Genomic DNA, 17,520 nt, shown 5'->3' with positions numbered 1-17,520 from the left:
GGGCACCCCCATACGGGTGATCGCGCCGGCCCGGTGCAACACGGCGTGCACGAGGACGCGCCCGGTGCGGCCGTTGCCGTCCGCGAACGGGTGGATGGTCTCGAACTGGGCGTGCGCGATGGCGGCCTGCACGAGGGCGGGTACGTCCGTGCGTCGCAGATAGGCGAAGAGATCGTCCATCCCGGCACGCAGGCGCTCCGGGTGGGGCGGGACGAACTGCGCCGTGTGCGGCGTGGGCGCCCCTCCCCCGATCCACCCCTGCGCATCGCGGTAGGCGCCCGGCCGGGCATGCTCCTGACCGTCCATGAGGGCACGATGGGCGGCCAGCAGGGCGGGCTCGTCGAGGTCGGCGGCCAGCCGGGAAGCAGCGCCCATGGCCCTCACGTTCGCCGCCACGAGCGCTGCGTTCGGGCGGGTGCGTTCGCCGAGAGTCGCCAGGGCGAGGGCTCGCGCGCCCGCGGTGATGTGCTCGATCTGCGAGGAGGACGCGGACTCAGTGCGAAGGAGCACCGCATCGATCGGGGCGATCTCTCCCGTGAGCCCCGGGAGGGCGTGGCTGATCTCAGCATCGAAGCGCACGACGGCGGCCGTCGCCTCCTCGACCTCGGTCGCCAGATCAGAGGGCAGGTCGAACCCGAGTCGGGCGATGCGGGCCGGGAGCGCGGCTCGATACGGGCCCGCCGCGCGCACGCGAGCGCGGCGGGTGAGGACGCCGGCGTCGTCGGGGTCCGCGGTCCAGGGGCGCTGTTCCCACCCGACGACCCACGGGGTCGGGCGCAGATCGTTGCTCATGCCGCAACCTTACGCAACGTTATGTCTAGAGCGTTGCGTACTTCTGGGCGTCGTGAGATGGAAAGCCGTCAGCCCCGGGCCCGATGCTCCGAGGCGAGCATCGCGTCAGTGACGCCGTCCACCCAGCCGCGGGTGCGGTGCAGTGACGCCTCCTTGAAGGTGCCCTCGTGGCGCAGGCCGACCTTCTCCATCACGCGCGGGATGGGCGCGTTGTCCGCGAAGGCGCGAGCCTCCACGGGTCGGACGCCGAGGCCCGCGAAGGCGAGGTCCAGCAGGGCACAGGCCAGCTCGGTGGCGTGGCCCCGGCCGGCGTGGGCCGTTGCTATGGTCCAGCCGATCTCGGCCTGCGCGTCCCGGGCTTCCTCGCGCGGCGCGCCGCGAGGTCGAGGAGGGGCGTGGCCATGGGGTCACGGCAGCGGGCGGCGGTGACGTCCCTCCCCTACTCTCGGCCCCATGGACGTCACCTTCGCTCCGCTCGACCCGGCAGGCGCCGACCGGGACGCGCTCGTCGCCCTGCTCACCGAGAACGCGTGGCCGTTCCACACGCGCCCGCGCGTCACCCGGCCGGAGGCGGAGAAGGCCGTCGATGGCGGCGCCTGGGAGGATGAGGACCACCGCACCTTCTGGATCGAGCATCGCGAGCACGGCCGCGTCGGCGTGGTGCGCCTGGAGGACCTCACGGACCCCACCCCCTTGTTCGACCTGCGCGTGGCGGAGCGGTTCCGCGGGCGCGGGCTCGGCGCGCAGATCCTCACCGCGCTCACCCGGCACGTCTTCGAGACGATGCCCGCGGTGGACCGCTTCGAGGGCCGGACCCGCGAGGACAACGTCCCCATGCTGCGCACCTTCCGCCGGTCCGGCTGGGTCAAGGAGGCGCACTACCGGCGCGGCTGGCCCGTGGACGGCGGCGAGCCGCTCGCGTCCGTGGCCTACGCAACGTTGCGCCAGGACTGGGCGTCCGGCACGACGACGCCGGTCCCCGCCGACGTCGACGCCCCGCCTCCGGCGGGGCGCAAGGAGGGCGCGGCTGCGGGCGGCCGCGCCCCTGACTGGCCGTTGCCCACCGCGCGGCTGACGCTGCGGCCGCACCGGGAGGACGACTTCAGCTGGTTGCAGGAGATGTGCACGCAGCCCGAGGTGGTGCGCCACCTGCTGGACGAGCCCTGGGACGAGGCGACCGCGCGGGCGAAGCTGGCCAAGCGGATCACGTGGGACGACCTCGGCGGCCCGTCCGGAGCGGTGTCCCTGGTGGTGGAGCACGCGGGCGTCCCCGTGGGTGACGTGATCCTGTGGCTGACGGACCGCGAGCGCGGTGTCGCGGAGATCGGCTGGGCACTGGATCCGCGGCATGCCGGTCAAAGCTTCGCCCGGGAGGCCGCGGCTGCGCTGCTGGACCTGGGGTTCGAGACGTCTGGCCTGCACCGGGTGGTGGCACAGATGGATGCCCGCAACACGGCGTCCGCCCGACTGTCCGAGACGCTCGGGATGCGTCGAGAGGCACACCACCGGCAGGACCTGTGGAGCAAGGGCGAGTGGACGGGCACCCTCGTCTACGCGATGCTCGCGAGCGACCGGGGGGTGAGGGGCCATCTATGACGACGAAGGCAACGTCAGCTCCGGAAGAACAGCCTAGGGCCCCGTGGCGAAAGAGAAATCCCCCACCTGCGCATCGTGGAGAGGCGTGGGGGATGCGGTGATGTGAACGTTCGCATCCATGCGCACCGAGGTCGGCGTGTCGGGCGCAATCCGTGCCGCCGAACGGACTTCTACGCTCACCCCATGTAGCTCGACACCGTGAGGGGGTGGACTCGCGAGGCTCACCAGGTGTGCGGACCGAGGTCCTCGAGGATCTCCAGGTCGAGAAGCCACTCGTCAGGGCGGGGAGTCTCGGGGAGCACCGGCTCGTAGGCGCCGACGTAGACGACCTCCCCCATACTGAGGCCGGTGCCCTCCTCCGGCTCAAGGATCGTCAGATCAGCGTGGCCGGGGACGCGGTCGATCTCGGCGAGCCGCCCCGAGGGCCACACCTCGTGTGCCGCCCTCACCACGGCCCGCACACGACGCAACGGGATCGACCCGGCGGGACTGCCGTCGTCGTGATGGGCGACGATCCAGCCTGCAGATGCCAGGGGCCCAGCCTGACTCACTCCCCGGGAGGGCAGCAGGATCAGCTCGTGGACTTCCCCCACGGCGATCGGGTCACCGCAGCATGCCTGCTCCCAGTCCGAGAGCGAGGCGCGGCCGACGGCGCCGACGGTGATGTCCATGGTCGGAGTATAGGGGCGGGGCCTCACCCGAGGGCGCGTGGGGCGTCTTCACCGGTGATGCTGGGGATTGGACTTGAGGCCAGACGAGTGAAGGCCCGGACAACTCACCCTCACCGCGTACATAGGTTCGACGCCATGACGCGAACGGGAGCCTTCACCATCGCGGGACTGGCCGCCTTCGCCATCTCCACCGGCATCCTGGTTCTCCTGCTGATCACGGGCTCGGAGACGCCTCGGGAGACGATGGCCTTCTTCGCCCTGATCATCGGCTGCTACGCACTGTCCGCGCTCTGCTTCGCTGCGGCGAAACGCGTTCTGCTGGCGCTGCTGTCCGGCGCGCTGGCTGTCGTCAGCGCCCCCCTCGCCCTGTTCATCGGGTACGTCGTGGAGATGCTTCAGAGCCAGCAGTGACACCGCCCGGGGCACGCGTCACCCGGGGCGCTCCACCCTCGTTCCAGCGGGACAGGGTGAGGTGCCACAGCCCGGGGACCGTGCGAGACGGGTCGCCTCCACGCGCGCCAATGTGCCCCTGTACGAGCGGCTCGGGTTCCGCGAGACCGGGCCCGTCACCGCCTACGGCACCGAGGACCTCACCGGCATGTGGTGGAAGGCCTGACCACGCCCACCCGGCGCGTGGCCGCCGCGTGGATACCCGCGGCCCGGGAGTGACGTCATGGACCTCGGATCGTGCTGATACCGGATCTCGTGACGTGACACCGGGTATCGTGAGCCACGCCACTACGCTGTGCCTCCACCGATAAAGGAGCAACCCCTCCATGCCGACCCTGCGAACCGTCCCCCTCTCCGCCGCCACGCGGGAGGACCACCTCGCCCGCCTCCGGGCCACCAGCCCGGAGGCCCCCCTCGACATCCTGATCGTGGGCGGCGGCTCCACCGGCGTGGGCGCCGCGTTCGACGCGGCCACCCGCGGCCTCGACGTGGGCATCGTCGAGGCCCGCGACTGGGCCTCCGGGACCTCGTCCCGCTCCTCCCGCCTCATGCACGGTGGCCTGCGCTATCTCGAGATGCTGGACGTCAAGCTGGTGTACGAGGCCCTGCGTGAGCGCGACCTGCTGCTCACCCAGACCGCGCCCCACCTGGTGCGCCCCCTGCGCTTCGTCTTCCCGTTCTTCCACAAGGTGATCGACCGCGGCTTCATCGGCGCCGGCGTCACCATGTACGACGCCATGCAGTCGCTCGGCCGCCGCCGCGCGATGGGCGCGCACCGCCATCTCAGCCGCCGCTCCATGGCCGCGACCTTCCCCTCCCTCGACGACGAGAAGATCGTCGGCGCGGTCGAGTACGCCGACGCCCAGTTCGACGACGCCCGCCTGGCCATGATGCTCGTGCGCTCCGCCGTGGACCACGGCGCCGTGGCCGCCAACTACACCGCCGTCACCGACTACCTGCGCGGCGACGACGGCCGTGTGCAGGGCGTGCGTGTCCGCGAGGAGACCTCCGGCGAGGAGTTCGACGTGCACGCGCGCGCCGTCATCCTGGCCGGGGGCGTGTGGACCCAGGAGCAGCAGGAGCTGGCCGAGGCCGACGGCGGCCTCGAGGTGCTCGCCTCCAAGGGCGCCCACATCACCGTCCCGCGCGACCGCATCCGCGCCGACGCCGCCACCGGCGTGATCACCAAGACGGAGAAGTCCGTGCTGTTCCTCATCCCGTGGGACGAGTACTGGGTGATCGGCACCACGGACACCCCGTGGGCGGAGGACGTGGCCCATCCGGCCACCACCGCGGACGACATCGACTACATCCTCGAGCACGCCAACGCGGTGCTGAAGGAGGACCTCACGCGTGACGACGTGATCGCCACGTACGCCGGCCTGCGCCCGCTCCTGCAGCCGGTCACCGGATCCGACGGCGGCTCCACCAAGATCTCCCGTGAGCACACCGTCACCGAGGTGGCCCCCGGCCTCACCGCCGTGGCCGGCGGCAAGTGGACCACGTACCGGGCCATGGCCGAGGACGTCGTGGACTTCGTGGTGCGCGAGACCCACCCGACCCGTCCCAGCCTCACCGAGCGCATCCCCGTGCTCGGCGGCCTCGGCTACTCGGAGATCGAGGCGGAGGCGGACCGCATCGCCGCCGACTACGGCCTGGACGAGGCCCGCGTGGACCGGCTCCTGTTCCGCTACGGCACCGTGCTGCGCCACGTGCTCGACCTGATCGACGCCGACCGGTCCCTGAGCGTCCCTCTCGCCGAGGCGCCGCGCTACCTGCGCGCCGAGATCGTCCACGCCGCCCGGGCCGAGGGCGTCGTCCACCTGGACGACGTCATCGAGCGCCGCACGCGCCTGTCCACCGAGGTCCGCGACCGTGGCGTCGCGGCGGCCGAGGAGATCGCGTCCCTCGTGGCCCCCGAGCTGGGCTGGGACGCTGAGCGCATCGCCGGTGAGATCCGCGCGTACAAGGACCTCGTCGCCGCACGCCTCCGCGGCGAGACCGCCCACGACGACGTCACCGCCGCCGCCGCGCTCGCAGCCGCCGACGCCGCCCCCATCCACTGAGAGGAGCCCGTCCATGGGCACGATCTTCCTGTATGAGATCGCCGGCACGGCGATCCTCCTCCTGCTCGGCGTCGGCGTCGTCGCCAACGTCGTCCTCACGAAGACCAAGGGCAACGGCGGAGGCTGGCTGCTCATCAACTTCGGCTGGGGGCTGGGCGTCTTCGCGGGCGTCTACGTCGCTGCCGCGACCGGTGCGCACCTGAACCCCGCCGTGACCGTCGGCCTGCTCGTCAGCGGCGCCGAGGAGTACGCCCCCGGCATCGCCGTGACCCTCGGCACCACGCTCGCGTACTTCGCGGCGCAGCTGATCGGCGCCTTCCTCGGCGCGGCCCTGGCCTGGCTGACCTACCGCGACCACTACCAGGCGGAGACGGACCAGGGCGCGATCCTGGGCACCTTCGCCACAGGCCCCGAGATCCGCAACCCGCTGTGGAACATGGTCACCGAGCTGATCGCCACGTTCGTCCTGGTGTTCGTGATCCTGCTCTTCGGCTCCACCCCCTCCGGGCTCGGCCCGCTCGCGGTGGCCCTGCTCGTCGTCGCGATCGGCGCGAGCCTGGGCGGCCCCACGGGGTACGCCATCAACCCGGCGCGCGACCTGGGCCCCCGCCTGTTCCACGCCGTCGCGCCGATCCGGCACAAGGGCGGCTCGGACTGGGGCTACGCCTGGGTGCCGATCGTCGGCCCGCTCGTCGGCGCCGTCCTGGCGGGCCTCGCCGCGCCGCTGTTCGTCTGAGCAGCCCGTTCATCTGAGCGGTCTGCCCGTCCAACCCCGGCGGGCACGTTCCCCTGCGGGAACGCGCCCGCCACCCCCACACCCCCGTGACCACCTCCGAAGGAGTAGGACATGACCACCCCCCGCTATGTGATGGCCATCGACCAGGGCACCACGTCCACGCGCGCGATCCTCTTCGACCACAGTGGGGCCATCGTGTCCACTGGTCAGCGCGAACACGAGCAGATCTTCCCGCGCGCCGGCTGGGTGGAGCACGACCCAGTGGAGATCTGGACGAACACCCGCGAGGTCGTCGGCGAGGCCCTGGCCCGCGCCGAGGTGACCCGACACGACGTCGCCGCCGTGGGCATCACGAACCAGCGTGAGACCACCGTGGTGTGGGACCGCAACACCGGCAAGCCGGTGTACAACGCCATCGTGTGGCAGGACACCCGCACCGACCGCCTCTGCGAGCGCCTGGCCGGCGACGTCGGCGCGGACCGCTACAAGGAGCGCGTCGGGCTGCCCCTGGCCACGTACTTCTCCGGCCCCAAGGTGGCCTGGATTCTGGAGAACGTGGACGGTGCCCGGGAGGCCGCCGAGAACGGCGACCTCATCTTCGGCACCACGGACTCGTGGCTCGTGTGGAATCTCACCGGCGGCGGCGAGGGCGGCCGGCACGTCACCGACGTCACCAACGCCTCCCGCACCATGCTGATGAACCTGGACACCCTCGACTGGAACGAGGAGATCTGCGCGGACATGGGCATCCCGATGTCCATGCTTCCGGAGATCGTCAGCTCCTCCGCCGAGGTGGGCACCGTATCCGGCCAGCAGCTGCTGCGCGAGACGCCGATCACCGGCATCCTGGGCGACCAGCACGCGGCGACCTTCGGCCAGGCGTGCTTCGAGGTCGGCCAGGCCAAGAACACGTACGGCACCGGCAACTTCATGCTGATCAACACCGGCGAGGAGCCGGTGCAGTCGGACAACGGCCTGCTCACCACGGTGGCGTACCGCATTGGCGACCAGAAGCCGGTGTACGCGCTGGAGGGCTCGATCGCCGTCACCGGCTCGCTGATCCAGTGGCTGCGGGACAACCTCGGGATGATCGGCAGCGCCCCGGAGGTCGAGACCCTGGCCGCCGGCGTGGAGGACAACGGCGGCGTGTACTTCGTCCCCGCGTTCTCCGGCCTCTTCGCCCCGCACTGGGACGCCGCGGCCCGCGGCGCCATGGTGGGCATGACCCGTTACGTCAACAAGGGGCACATCGCCCGCGCGGCGCTCGAGGCCACCGCCTTCCAGAGCCGCGAGGTCCTGGACGCCATGAACGCGGACTCCGGCGTGGACCTCACCGAACTGAAGGTCGACGGTGGCATGGTCGCCAACGAGCTGCTCATGCAGTTCCAGGCGGACCTGCTGCGCGTGCCCGTCGTGCGCCCCAAGGTCGTCGAGACCACCGCTCTCGGCGCCGCCTACGCCGCAGGCCTGGCGGTGGGGTTCTGGGCGTCCCAGGACGAGCTCGTGGCCAACTGGGAAGAGGACAAGCGCTGGGAGCCCACCATGGACGAGGAGGAGGCTGAGCGCGCCCTGCGGCTGTGGAAGAAGGCCGTGGAACGCTCCCGCGACTGGGTCGACGAGGACGTCGAGTCGGCCCAGGGCTGAGCCGTCCGATCCGTGCGCCCGGGCCGGTCCGAGCCGGTCCGGGCCCTCCAGAAGGACCCCGAGCAGCACTACCCCCTCGTCGGCCGCCTGCGCGCGGAGCGGGGCGGAGTCGGTGCCGTTGCCATCGGCGCAGTGGCCAGGCCCGAGGTGCCCGGCTGCTCCGACGTCAAGCTGTCCTCACCCAGGGCGTCCTCTTGCCCCGCCGCTTCCGCCCAAAGCGGCGGTGGCCAGTTCGCCGAAGTAGTCCGCATCCACGTCTCGGCCGTCCTTGATGGCGCTCCGATGTGGAATCTCCTCGGAGATGTTCTCCACGGCCGCGTTGTTCGCCGGGGCCACCACCATTTCGAAGCCGACCACCTCGGGCCAGAGTTTGCGCACCCGTCGTCGCGTCCTGCCCTCGCCGGTCCACTCATGGGTGCGTTCGGTGAAGGCGTCGAGTGGGTTCTCACACGCCGACAATCGGCGTGCTCGTTCGACGACGTTGGACGCCAGGATGTCCCGGAGCATGGTCGTCTTGCCGGTTCTGGGTGGGCCGTTCACACCCATCAGACCTGGGCCGCGCGACGACATCAATGCGGGCGGCTTGCAGATGCCCCGTGTGCTCGTGGGCAGTCGCATTCGAGGAACTCAGCGGTGGCTGCAGTGCCTGGATGGCGCACTTGTCCTCCTCTCCGAGGCTCGGCGCGGCATTCCATCCCCCCGTCTGCCCTTCGCTCTCTCCCCCAGAACAACGAAGTCCGTTCAGTTCCGGTTCAGCCCGAACCGGCGCGTCATCAGAGCCTCCTTGTAGTGCTTCTCCGCGGCGTCGATCTGGGCCTGCGGGGTGTTGGAGCCGAACACGCGCAACAGGCTGAACGTGTACCGCTCCGGCTGGGCGGGGTCGAGCTCCAGGGCATCCCGGAGGGCGACGTTCCCGCCATGCCCGTCACGGGCGTAGGCCTCCCACCGCCCGAGCACACCACGCTCGCCGTCGGCCTTGCCGACATAACACTGGCCCGCGGTCTCGTCGGCGATCAGGTAGATCCCGCGTACGGCCTCCAGGGCGGTGCGCCAGCCGGCATAGCGGGTCTCGGTCACCATTGACTGCAGGTCCCCGTAGCTGAGCAGCACGTGGTCGAAGCCGGGGAACGCCTCGGTGGTGGGGTCGGCGATCTCGAGGACGGGGAACCGCGCCGCCAGGGGGCCGCGCTTGGCCCAGTTCACGGGGTCGGCGGACCACTCCACCACCAGGCGCTCCTCGAGGGAGGCCAGCAGCGGCACCGGCGCAACGTCGTAGTACCGGTACCGCTCCGTGCGCTCAGCCACGGCTTCCCCGCGGTTCTCGTACACGGCGGTGAGGCGGGAGCGACGCCCGCCCTCCCCCATGAAGATCAGCCAGTGGCGGGCGGGCTCCTTCGGGAACTTCCCCACGTGGTGCTGCTCCCGCGTGTAGGCGAGCACGCGCTCCGGCGTGGCTGCCGCCCGCGACGGCAGCCCCGACTCCTTGTAGGTGTGGCGGATGGCCAGGACGTCGTGCGGGTCAAGGCCGGCGGCGGCGAGGACGGCCCCGAGGGTTAGGACGAAGGGCTGGGTGGACTCCATGGGACCCCATTCTGCCGAGGACCCCTGATCACCCTTCCGCTGCGATGAGCCCACAGCCACAATCACCGTGACGCCTCCTATCGGAAAAGGAAGCCATGACCGCGCCCCAGCTGCACCTGCCCCGCACCGTCGTCTCCGATCAGACCGAGCGTGCCGTCGACCTCCTCGGCCACTCCTTCACGCCCTGCAAGTTCATCGGCAGCCGATGGGACGGGTTCGACCCGAGCGGGACGCGCGCAGCGTCTGCGAACGTGTTCACCTCCGACGACGTCGCCTCCGCCGCCCTGCTGAACACGCCAGTGCCGGGCCGTGCCGTCGTGCATCTGCTCATCACACAGAGGGAGCGCTTCGCTGGGCTACTGGAGGCCGTCGGGCCCGACCGCGACTTCATCGACGTCGACCCGGACCCGTCCGGCAAGGACATGGCACCGGTGTACGAGCTCTATGAGGCGCTGAAGACCCTGCCGAAGATCGGCCCGACGATTGCGTCGAAGCTCGTCGCCCGCAAGCGGCCGCGATTCTTCCCGATCATCGACGCCGAGCTGCGCCAGACCGTCTTTTATGAGACGCGGCAGGACAGCCACACGGGGCGTGAGCTGCTGCATGCGGCGTTCTCGGCACAAGACAGGACCCTCTGGAAGCGACTCGCGTCCTACCATTCGGCGGCGTCACTGCCCGCCGAGGTCTCTATGCTCCGGGTCTTCGATGTCCTCGCCTGGATGGAGGCAAGGGCTTACTGACCGCCGGGGCAAGCCACCCCGCCATCGGCGGGTGTCCAATTTCAGTGCGGCGGCTTCTACGTGATGAACACCTTCGTGCTCTCCGCCATCACCAACACCCTCGGTGTCGACCGCCAAACAGTGGCCAACGCGACCCTGGTGGTCGCCCCCGCGCAGATCTTCGTGATCCTGCTCTTTCGGGCGCGTGGCCGCGGCCTGGGGCTCGAGCCGCGCCTCCATGGCCGGAGGCATCGTCGCGGTACTGGCCGCGTGGCCACTGTTCGCCCTGACCGACACCGGCCAGGCCTAGGGCGTGTCTGACAATGAGTCCAGGGGCCGGCTGACACCCTGAAAGGCATGTCTCGTTTCCAGATGCTCTCCGATGCCCAATGGGAACTGATCGCCCCGATGCTCCCGACCCGGACCGGGCGGCAGGGCCGGCCGTTCGCCGATGCCCGCACGATGGTGGAGGCGATCATCTACCGGTACCGGTGCGGGATCCCCTGGAGGGATCTGCCCGAGGTCTACGGGCCCTGGCAGAGAAGTGTGGACCTGGCACCGCCGGATGGCGGCCGAGGGCACCTGGGACACGGTGCTGACGAAGCTGACCGCCGCCGCTGACGCGCAGGGCTTGGTGGACTGGTCGGTCTCGGTGGACTCCACGATCGCCCGCGCTCACCAGCACGCCACGAACACCACCCGCCACATAGGGGGATGGATCGAACTACAAGAATCCGCATGAGGAGCCGGCCGATCACGGCATCGGACGTTCTCGCGGCGGGTTGAGCACGAAGATCCATCAGCTCGTGGACGGGACCGGGCTGCCGCTGGTCAGCCTGATCACCGCCGGCCAAGCAGGAGACTCCCCCATGCTGCTGCCGTTGCTGGGGCAGCTGCACGTGGCCCGCCCGGTGGGCCGGCCCCGGACCCGCCCGGACGCGCTCCTGGGCGACAAGGCGTACTCATCACGGGCGATCCGCGCCCACCTGCGTGCCCGCCGGATCAAGGCGGTCATCCCCGAGCCGGCCGACCAGCAGGGCCATCGCAGACGCCGCGGCCCCCGCGGTGGTAGGCCCGTGGGCCTCGACGCGGCCGCCTACAAGGGCCGCAACGTCATCGAGCGCCAGTACGCCCAACTCAAGCAGTGGCGCGGGCTGGCAACCCGGTATGACAAGTACTCCACCGTCTACCGGGCCGCCGTGGTGCTGAACGCGGTGATCGCGTGGTCCAAACGATTGTCAGACACGCCCTAGTCCGGCAGCGCCGCCTTCAGCTCATGCCAGGGCTCATCCCCGCTCGCGCGGGGAGCACCTTCTGCCGCTCCTCTTCCTCACGGCGGGCGCGGACTCATCCCCGCTCGCGCGGGGAGCACACCTGGGATGGGACACCCCCACCAAGCGGATCGGGCTCATCCCCGCTCGCGCGGGGAGCACCCGCTGTTGCCGCCAGGGATGGTGCGGCCACACGGCTCATCCCCGCTCGCGCGGGGAGCACGCCACCGTGGAGGAATCCACGTAGGAGGACACGGGCTCATCCCCGCTCGCGCGGGGAGCACGCCATCTTCGGGCCCCTGCTCGTCGCCGCCGTGGGCTCATCCCCGCTCGCGCGGGGAGCACATGCCGGGGCGCTGGCGGAGCGCGTCGGAGATGGGCTCATCCCCGCTCGCGCGGGGAGCACTCCGACCAGTGGTGGATCGTGATGCTCTCGATCGGCTCATCCCCGCTCGCGCGGGGAGCACCCACTGGGTGGCGTGGAGGACGCCCAGATCGCGGGCTCATCCCCGCTCGCGCGGGGAGCACCCCTTGTATGTGACGCGCCCGCGATAGGTGCCGGGCTCATCCCCGCTCGCGCGGGGAGCACGATGGCCTCTCCCGTGCGGATATTGCGCGGACGGGCTCATCCCCGCTCGCGCGGGGAGCACAAGGCGACCTCGTTCGTCGCCGCCGGGCCGAGGGGCTCATCCCCGCTCGCGCGGGGAGCACGAGGCCGTGCTCAAGCTGCACCGCCGCCACGACGGCTCATCCCCGCTCGCGCGGGGAGCACTCCCCATAGACCGGCGGGTTGTCCCGCCACGGAGGCTCATCCCCGCTCGCGCGGGGAGCACTCGCTGGGCCTCGGAGCTGGGCCAGGTGCCGCGGGCTCATCCCCGCTCGCGCGGGGAGCACACCCCTGCCTACTACAGGAACTACTACATGTGGGGCTCATCCCCGCTCGCGCGGGGAGCACTCACCCGTCTTCACCGCGCCCGCGCTCTCGAAGGGCTCATCCCCGCTCGCGCGGGGAGCACGACTCCGCTCTCGCCTCCGAGGTGCTGGTGCGCGGCTCATCCCCGCTCGCGCGGGGAGCACAACAAGCTTTGCCAGAACAGCGCGGCGAGGAAGGGCTCATCCCCGCTCGCGCGGGGAGCACGTCGTCTACGTCCCCGCCCTCGTGGGCCTGGAGGGCTCATCCCCGCTCGCGCGGGGAGCACTGCCGCCCCCGGATCCAGGCGTCAAGAGCCATCGGCTCATCCCCGCTCGCGCGGGGAGCACGTCACCTCGCCGTCGCGCATCTTGCGTCGTAGGGGCTCATCCCCGCTCGCGCGGGGAGCACGGCAAGGGCGTGCTCCCCCGTCGCATGGCACAGGGCTCATCCCCGCTCGCGCGGGGAGCACGGTCGTGTGCTCGGTGCTCATGCGGGGGCTCCAGGCTCATCCCCGCTCGCGCGGGGAGCACTCCCTCAAGGCATCTCTGCCCCCTGCCGTGTCCGGCTCATCCCCGCTCGCGCGGGGAGCACCAACATGTGAGCGGCTTGCATGGGGCGGGAGGGGGCTCATCCCCGCTCGCGCGGGGAGCACTTCACCGTTGGATACGTGGAACTTAGCTACGGAGGCTCATCCCCGCTCGCGCGGGGAGCACTGGCCGCTGTGGCGGGCTGGCAGGCCCAGCTACGGCTCATCCCCGCTCGCGCGGGGAGCACACGGGGTGGCTCGACGGCGGGGCACACCCTGGGGGCTCATCCCCGCTCGCGCGGGGAGCACCAGGAGATTCTCAGTCATTGCGGTTTGGTTCCCGGCTCATCCCCGCTCGCGCGGGGAGCACACACCGCGTGGTCCACGGCGAACATCACCAAGAGGCTCATCCCCGCTCGCGCGGGGAGCACTTCTCGTCTCAGCGGGTCGGAATCGTGATGATCGGCTCATCCCCGCTCGCGCGGGGAGCACTTGACGTCCGCGGCCTTCGTGAACGCCGGAGCGGGCTCATCCCCGCTCGCGCGGGGAGCACCCATTCTGGGGGGTGGTGAGGGTCTGGATACGGGGCTCATCCCCGCTCGCGCGGGGAGCACGGCCGCAGCTCGTCGTTCGGGCCCTCCCACACGGGCTCATCCCCGCTCGCGCGGGGAGCACGTTGTTGACATGGTGGCGGAGACTGGCGAACCGGGCTCATCCCCGCTCGCGCGGGGAGCACTGCTTCTCGAACCAGGCGCGGGTCTGGGTGACGGGCTCATCCCCGCTCGCGCGGGGAGCACGACCCGGTCCGCCAGCTCGAGCCCGCCCTCCCGGGCTCATCCCCGCTCGCGCGGGGAGCACTCTTTACCAGTGCCGGGCCCACGAACCTGGTGGGGCTCATCCCCGCTCGCGCGGGGAGCACGCCGCCCTGAATCACCCCGACGCGCCCGGACTGGGCTCATCCCCGCTCGCGCGGGGAGCACCAGACGTTGGTGGAGCCGCGGACGGGCCGGTAGGGCTCATCCCCGCTCGCGCGGGGAGCACTCGGCCTTGGTCAGATAAAGGTCGGCGGTGCCAGGCTCATCCCCGCTCGCGCGGGGAGCACGCCACAGTGTCAGGGGTCGGGGTCACGTACACGGGCTCATCCCCGCTCGCGCGGGGAGCACGGGATCTCGTAGGTAGCCATCGGTCAGTTCTCCGGCTCATCCCCGCTCGCGCGGGGAGCACGAGCCTATCGACGGCACCCGCGACGACTGGGCGGGCTCATCCCCGCTCGCGCGGGGAGCACGCCGTGCGGCCGGTGCCGACCAGGGGGAGGCCCGGCTCATCCCCGCTCGCGCGGGGAGCACCCAAGCACGGCGAGCAGCGACTGGGCGAAGATCGGCTCATCCCCGCTCGCGCGGGGAGCACCTGGCGAACTATGCCGACGACAAGCACTCATGCGGCTCATCCCCGCTCGCGCGGGGAGCACGTCATTTCTTCTCCTTGGTGCGGGTGTGTGGTGGGCTCATCCCCGCTCGCGCGGGGAGCACGCTGTTCAAGCTCCGGAAGCGCGTGCCGACTAGGGCTCATCCCCGCTCGCGCGGGGAGCACCCTCCGTCTTGTGGATGCCGTGGGCGGCGTAGGGGCTCATCCCCGCTCGCGCGGGGAGCACGTCCTGCCCGGCGACGTCCACACCATCTTCACCGGCTCATCCCCGCTCGCGCGGGGAGCACTCGCATGTCGCGCTGGACGCGGACGGCACCCCCGGCTCATCCCCGCTCGCGCGGGGAGCACGAGGTCTTGCCGGTGCCGTACCAGCGCATCCCCGGCTCATCCCCGCTCGCGCGGGGAGCACTCGATGACGTCGTGGACCTGCGCGTACCGGGCGGGCTCATCCCCGCTCGCGCGGGGAGCACGTGTCAGTCGGGCGCATGCGCAGCAGCAGCCCGGGCTCATCCCCGCTCGCGCGGGGAGCACTCCACGGTCTCGGATGACATTCGGATCGACAACGGCTCATCCCCGCTCGCGCGGGGAGCACATCATGCCCGAGCGGAAGAGCGCGTCGATGACCGGCTCATCCCCGCTCGCGCGGGGAGCACCCCCCGCCGGTCACCGTCCCCAGGGTCAGGCTGGGCTCATCCCCGCTCGCGCGGGGAGCACTCGTCGCGGAGGTCGCCGGGGGTGGTGCGTCGGGGCTCATCCCCGCTCGCGCGGGGAGCACGGCCTTCTCGGCCCGGTTGGCGGCCTTGAGCAGGGCTCATCCCCGCTCGCGCGGGGAGCACGCCCTCACGAAGGCCACCTACGTCGTGAGCCTCGGCTCATCCCCGCTCGCGCGGGGAGCACAACTGGCGCACCTGGGACACGGTGCCGGTGAGCGGCTCATCCCCGCTCGCGCGGGGAGCACAACGCCCGGTACGAGGTGCGCGAAACGGGCACGGGCTCATCCCCGCTCGCGCGGGGAGCACCCTGCGCGCCGCATTTGAGCATCGTGGAGAGGCGGCTCATCCCCGCTCGCGCGGGGAGCACCGGGTCGGAGCCGGGCGCCGTGATCCATGCGCAGGCTCATCCCCGCTCGCGCGGGGAGCACGCCGTCGTGGTCTGCCGCAGCGCCTTGAGCTCGGGCTCATCCCCGCTCGCGCGGGGAGCACCGCCTGCATGACGCACGCGGACAACGGCGTGGAGGCTCATCCCCGCTCGCGCGGGGAGCACACACGCTAGGAGCTCCTCGTGACCCTTCTCCGCGGCTCATCCCCGCTCGCGCGGGGAGCACATCAGCGGCAGGTCACCGTAGGTGGCGCGCAGCGGCTCATCCCCGCTCGCGCGGGGAGCACTCGATAGGCGCTCAAAATCACGGAGCCTCCATGGGCTCATCCCCGCTCGCGCGGGGAGCACGTCTGGGCAGTCTCGTTTCTACGAGCCGTCCGAGGCTCATCCCCGCTCGCGCGGGGAGCACCAGGTGGTCGGCCCGACCAAGGGCGACTGGTGCGGCTCATCCCCGCTCGCGCGGGGAGCACGAGGACGGCCAGCACTACCGGGGGGACGTCTGGGGCTCATCCCCGCTCGCGCGGGGAGCACTGGGCTGTCGCCTCACAGGGGACTACCTGCCGGGGCTCATCCCCGCTCGCGCGGGGAGCACGTGCGGGTCCACGTGCCCTGGGTGCCGGTGATGGGCTCATCCCCGCTCGCGCGGGGAGCACACTTGAAGATCGTCGAAAACCCTAGGGTATGGCGATCACAACGCGCCCTTCTCATTCACTTTCGGGCGATGGCCCTCGTCGCCAGGACGGCCTCAGCGACCTCTGCCGCCCACGGGCATTGCTCCAGCCTGTGCCACGTCGTGCGAAACCCGTCTCGCCGTCGGAGGGAAGAGGCCGGCGCATGAGGGTGAGCCCGTCCAGGTCAACTGGCGTCCAGTGATGCCGATGCGTCTCGATGCGCATCTGCTGCTCGTTGTTCGCACGGTAGACCAGCAGCGCTCGGCCGTCTCGGATGGACTCCTTCGTCCGCTTCCACAGCTCGTCCCTGACCCTGACGCTCGGGTTTCCGACGAATACCCCGGCGTCGATCTCCAGCAGCCAGCGGGTGAGCTCACCTCGCAGACCCGCCGGGGCGGCAGTCACCACGAGGACCATCACGTCTCTGCCCCGTAGCTCACCCCACCCGCCACCACGCCTCCCGCGCGCCCGCTCCACAGAGACAGTGCATCGTCTTGCACCCATTCCTCAGGGGTCTCCGGGCTCTCGCCCAGCAGGAGAGTCGAGATGTCCTTCGCGCACCTCTCCAGGAGCCGGTTCTGGACGACGGCGTCCCGCACGCGCCTGCGGGTCTCCGGCTCCACGTCGGCGTCGTCGATCGACCCGACGTCGAAGGCGACGGGGATGCTGATCTCCGCCTTGTACAAGTCCGCGATGTCGTAGACGAACGAGCGGTCGTTGCCGGTGTGAACGAAGCCGAGGCCGGCGGAACAGCCCAGGGCGGCCACCACGGCATGGACAATGCCGTAGAGGCAGGTGTTCGCGACGGTCAGGGCCCGATTGACAGCGTCGCCGTCCTCGAAGGCCTGCGGGTCGTAGTCGCGGCGCCCCCAGTCGACGCCCGTCCGCTGCGCATGGGCCCGATAGAGGCCGCGAACACGAGCCCCTTCCCGACCACGCAGCTGTTGCATGGTCAGCGCCGAGACATCTTCACCGGGGAACCGCATCGCGTACATCCGCCGGGCCACCGCCAGGCGGCTGCGCGTAGATGAGACGAGCCGCGACTGCTGGACCAACAGCCTGGTCGACCGCGCGAGAGACCGACCGCCCGCGTAAAAGCGGACCCCGTTCTCCCCGGCCCACACCACGGAGGCGCCGGATTCGCCCAGCAGGGACATGGCGGCGTGGGTGATCCGTGTCCCGGGCCCCAGGAGGAGGCAACCCAGACTCGCCGACGGCACGTGGAGCACACCGTCCTGGTCGGTCACCGTGACTGCGTTGCCCTCACGGTGCACCGTGGCGCGCTCCACGTAGACGAAGGAGAACCGCTCGGAGATTCGAGTCAGCTCCCGCGCCTGCATGTGCGACCTGTCAGCGGACAC

Annotated in this window: 13 protein-coding genes, 2 pseudogenes and 1 CRISPR repeat array; of the genes and pseudogenes, 8 read left to right on the top strand and 7 right to left on the bottom strand. The window is 71.1% G+C overall.

Annotation, left to right across the window (positions count from 1 at the left end; translation table 11 throughout):
- The coding region (locus KZX60_RS07065) for a Fic family protein (protein ID WP_248116814.1) at positions 1-792 on the bottom strand (792 nt) is incomplete at its 3' end.
- Positions 793-860: 68 nt separating this feature from the next.
- A pseudogene (locus KZX60_RS07060) lies at positions 861-1,136 on the bottom strand (GNAT family protein); the annotation flags it as partial.
- Between the two features lie 109 nt (positions 1,137-1,245).
- On the opposite strand from KZX60_RS07060, the gene KZX60_RS12075 reads away from it, so the two are divergent.
- Positions 1,246-2,388: a GNAT family N-acetyltransferase gene (locus KZX60_RS12075; protein ID WP_348983743.1), complete on the top strand. Its 1,143-nt coding sequence runs from the start codon at positions 1,246-1,248 to the stop codon at positions 2,386-2,388.
- 221 nt (positions 2,389-2,609) lie between these two features.
- Here the strand turns inward: KZX60_RS12075 and KZX60_RS07045 are convergent, their stop codons facing one another.
- Complete coding sequence (locus KZX60_RS07045) at positions 2,610-3,059, bottom strand: hypothetical protein (RefSeq protein WP_248116812.1); 450 nt, start codon at positions 3,057-3,059, stop codon at positions 2,610-2,612.
- Positions 3,060-3,194: 135 nt separating this feature from the next.
- Here KZX60_RS07045 and KZX60_RS07040 point away from each other — a divergent pair, with 135 nt between their 5' ends.
- The 5 genes from KZX60_RS07040 (at position 3,195) to glpK (ending at position 7,955) form a co-directional block, all read left to right on the top strand.
- Positions 3,195-3,470 carry a hypothetical protein gene (locus KZX60_RS07040; protein ID WP_248116810.1) on the top strand — a complete coding sequence of 92 codons (276 nt, stop codon included), beginning with the start codon at positions 3,195-3,197 and terminating at the stop codon, positions 3,468-3,470.
- A 61-nt stretch (positions 3,471-3,531) separates the two neighbouring features.
- Positions 3,532-3,675 (top strand): hypothetical protein, encoded by a 144-nt coding sequence (locus KZX60_RS07035; RefSeq protein ID WP_248116808.1) that lies wholly within the window; start codon positions 3,532-3,534, stop codon positions 3,673-3,675.
- Between the two features lie 160 nt (positions 3,676-3,835).
- Complete coding sequence (locus KZX60_RS07030; protein WP_248116806.1) at positions 3,836-5,575, top strand: glycerol-3-phosphate dehydrogenase/oxidase; 1,740 nt, start codon at positions 3,836-3,838, stop codon at positions 5,573-5,575.
- A 13-nt stretch (positions 5,576-5,588) separates the two neighbouring features.
- Positions 5,589-6,311 (top strand): MIP/aquaporin family protein, encoded by a 723-nt coding sequence (locus KZX60_RS07025; RefSeq protein ID WP_248116804.1) that lies wholly within the window; start codon positions 5,589-5,591, stop codon positions 6,309-6,311.
- A 111-nt stretch (positions 6,312-6,422) separates the two neighbouring features.
- Positions 6,423-7,955, top strand: a complete 1,533-nt coding sequence (gene glpK / locus KZX60_RS07020; protein WP_248116802.1) for a glycerol kinase GlpK — start codon at positions 6,423-6,425, stop codon at positions 7,953-7,955.
- Positions 7,956-8,132: 177 nt separating this feature from the next.
- On the opposite strand, the gene KZX60_RS07015 is transcribed toward glpK, so the two are convergent.
- Positions 8,133-8,462 (bottom strand): hypothetical protein, encoded by a 330-nt coding sequence (locus KZX60_RS07015; protein ID WP_248116800.1) that lies wholly within the window; start codon positions 8,460-8,462, stop codon positions 8,133-8,135.
- A gap of 234 nt (positions 8,463-8,696) precedes the next feature.
- The gene (locus KZX60_RS07010; protein WP_248116798.1) at positions 8,697-9,536 is read right to left on the bottom strand and encodes a GIY-YIG nuclease family protein; all 840 of its coding nucleotides are present in this window, start codon (positions 9,534-9,536) and stop codon (positions 8,697-8,699) included.
- 95 nt (positions 9,537-9,631) lie between these two features.
- Here KZX60_RS07010 and KZX60_RS07005 point away from each other — a divergent pair, with 95 nt between their 5' ends.
- Both KZX60_RS07005 and KZX60_RS07000 read left to right on the top strand, forming a co-directional pair.
- Positions 9,632-10,276 (top strand): DUF6308 family protein, encoded by a 645-nt coding sequence (locus tag KZX60_RS07005; RefSeq protein ID WP_248116796.1) that lies wholly within the window; start codon positions 9,632-9,634, stop codon positions 10,274-10,276.
- A gap of 336 nt (positions 10,277-10,612) precedes the next feature.
- Positions 10,613-11,508, top strand: a pseudogene (locus KZX60_RS07000) (IS5 family transposase).
- A gap of 30 nt (positions 11,509-11,538) precedes the next feature.
- A CRISPR array of direct repeats spans positions 11,539-16,141; the repeat unit is 28 nt; unit sequence GGCTCATCCCCGCTCGCGCGGGGAGCAC.
- A 51-nt stretch (positions 16,142-16,192) separates the two neighbouring features.
- On the opposite strand, the gene cas2e reads toward KZX60_RS07000, so the two are convergent.
- Positions 16,193-16,576, bottom strand: a complete 384-nt coding sequence (gene cas2e / locus KZX60_RS06995; RefSeq protein ID WP_248116833.1) for a type I-E CRISPR-associated endoribonuclease Cas2e — start codon at positions 16,574-16,576, stop codon at positions 16,193-16,195.
- A complete protein-coding gene (gene cas1e / locus KZX60_RS06990) occupies positions 16,576-17,520 on the bottom strand; it encodes a type I-E CRISPR-associated endonuclease Cas1e (protein ID WP_248116794.1) in 945 nt (314 codons plus the stop codon). Before cas1e ends, cas2e begins: the two co-directional genes overlap by 1 nt.

This window comes from Micrococcus sp. EYE_212 (assembly GCF_023147585.1).
Lineage (GTDB): Bacteria > Actinomycetota > Actinomycetes > Actinomycetales > Micrococcaceae > Micrococcus.
Note: the sequence above shows the minus strand (reverse complement) of the source record. Positions and strands in the feature narration are given on the sequence as shown.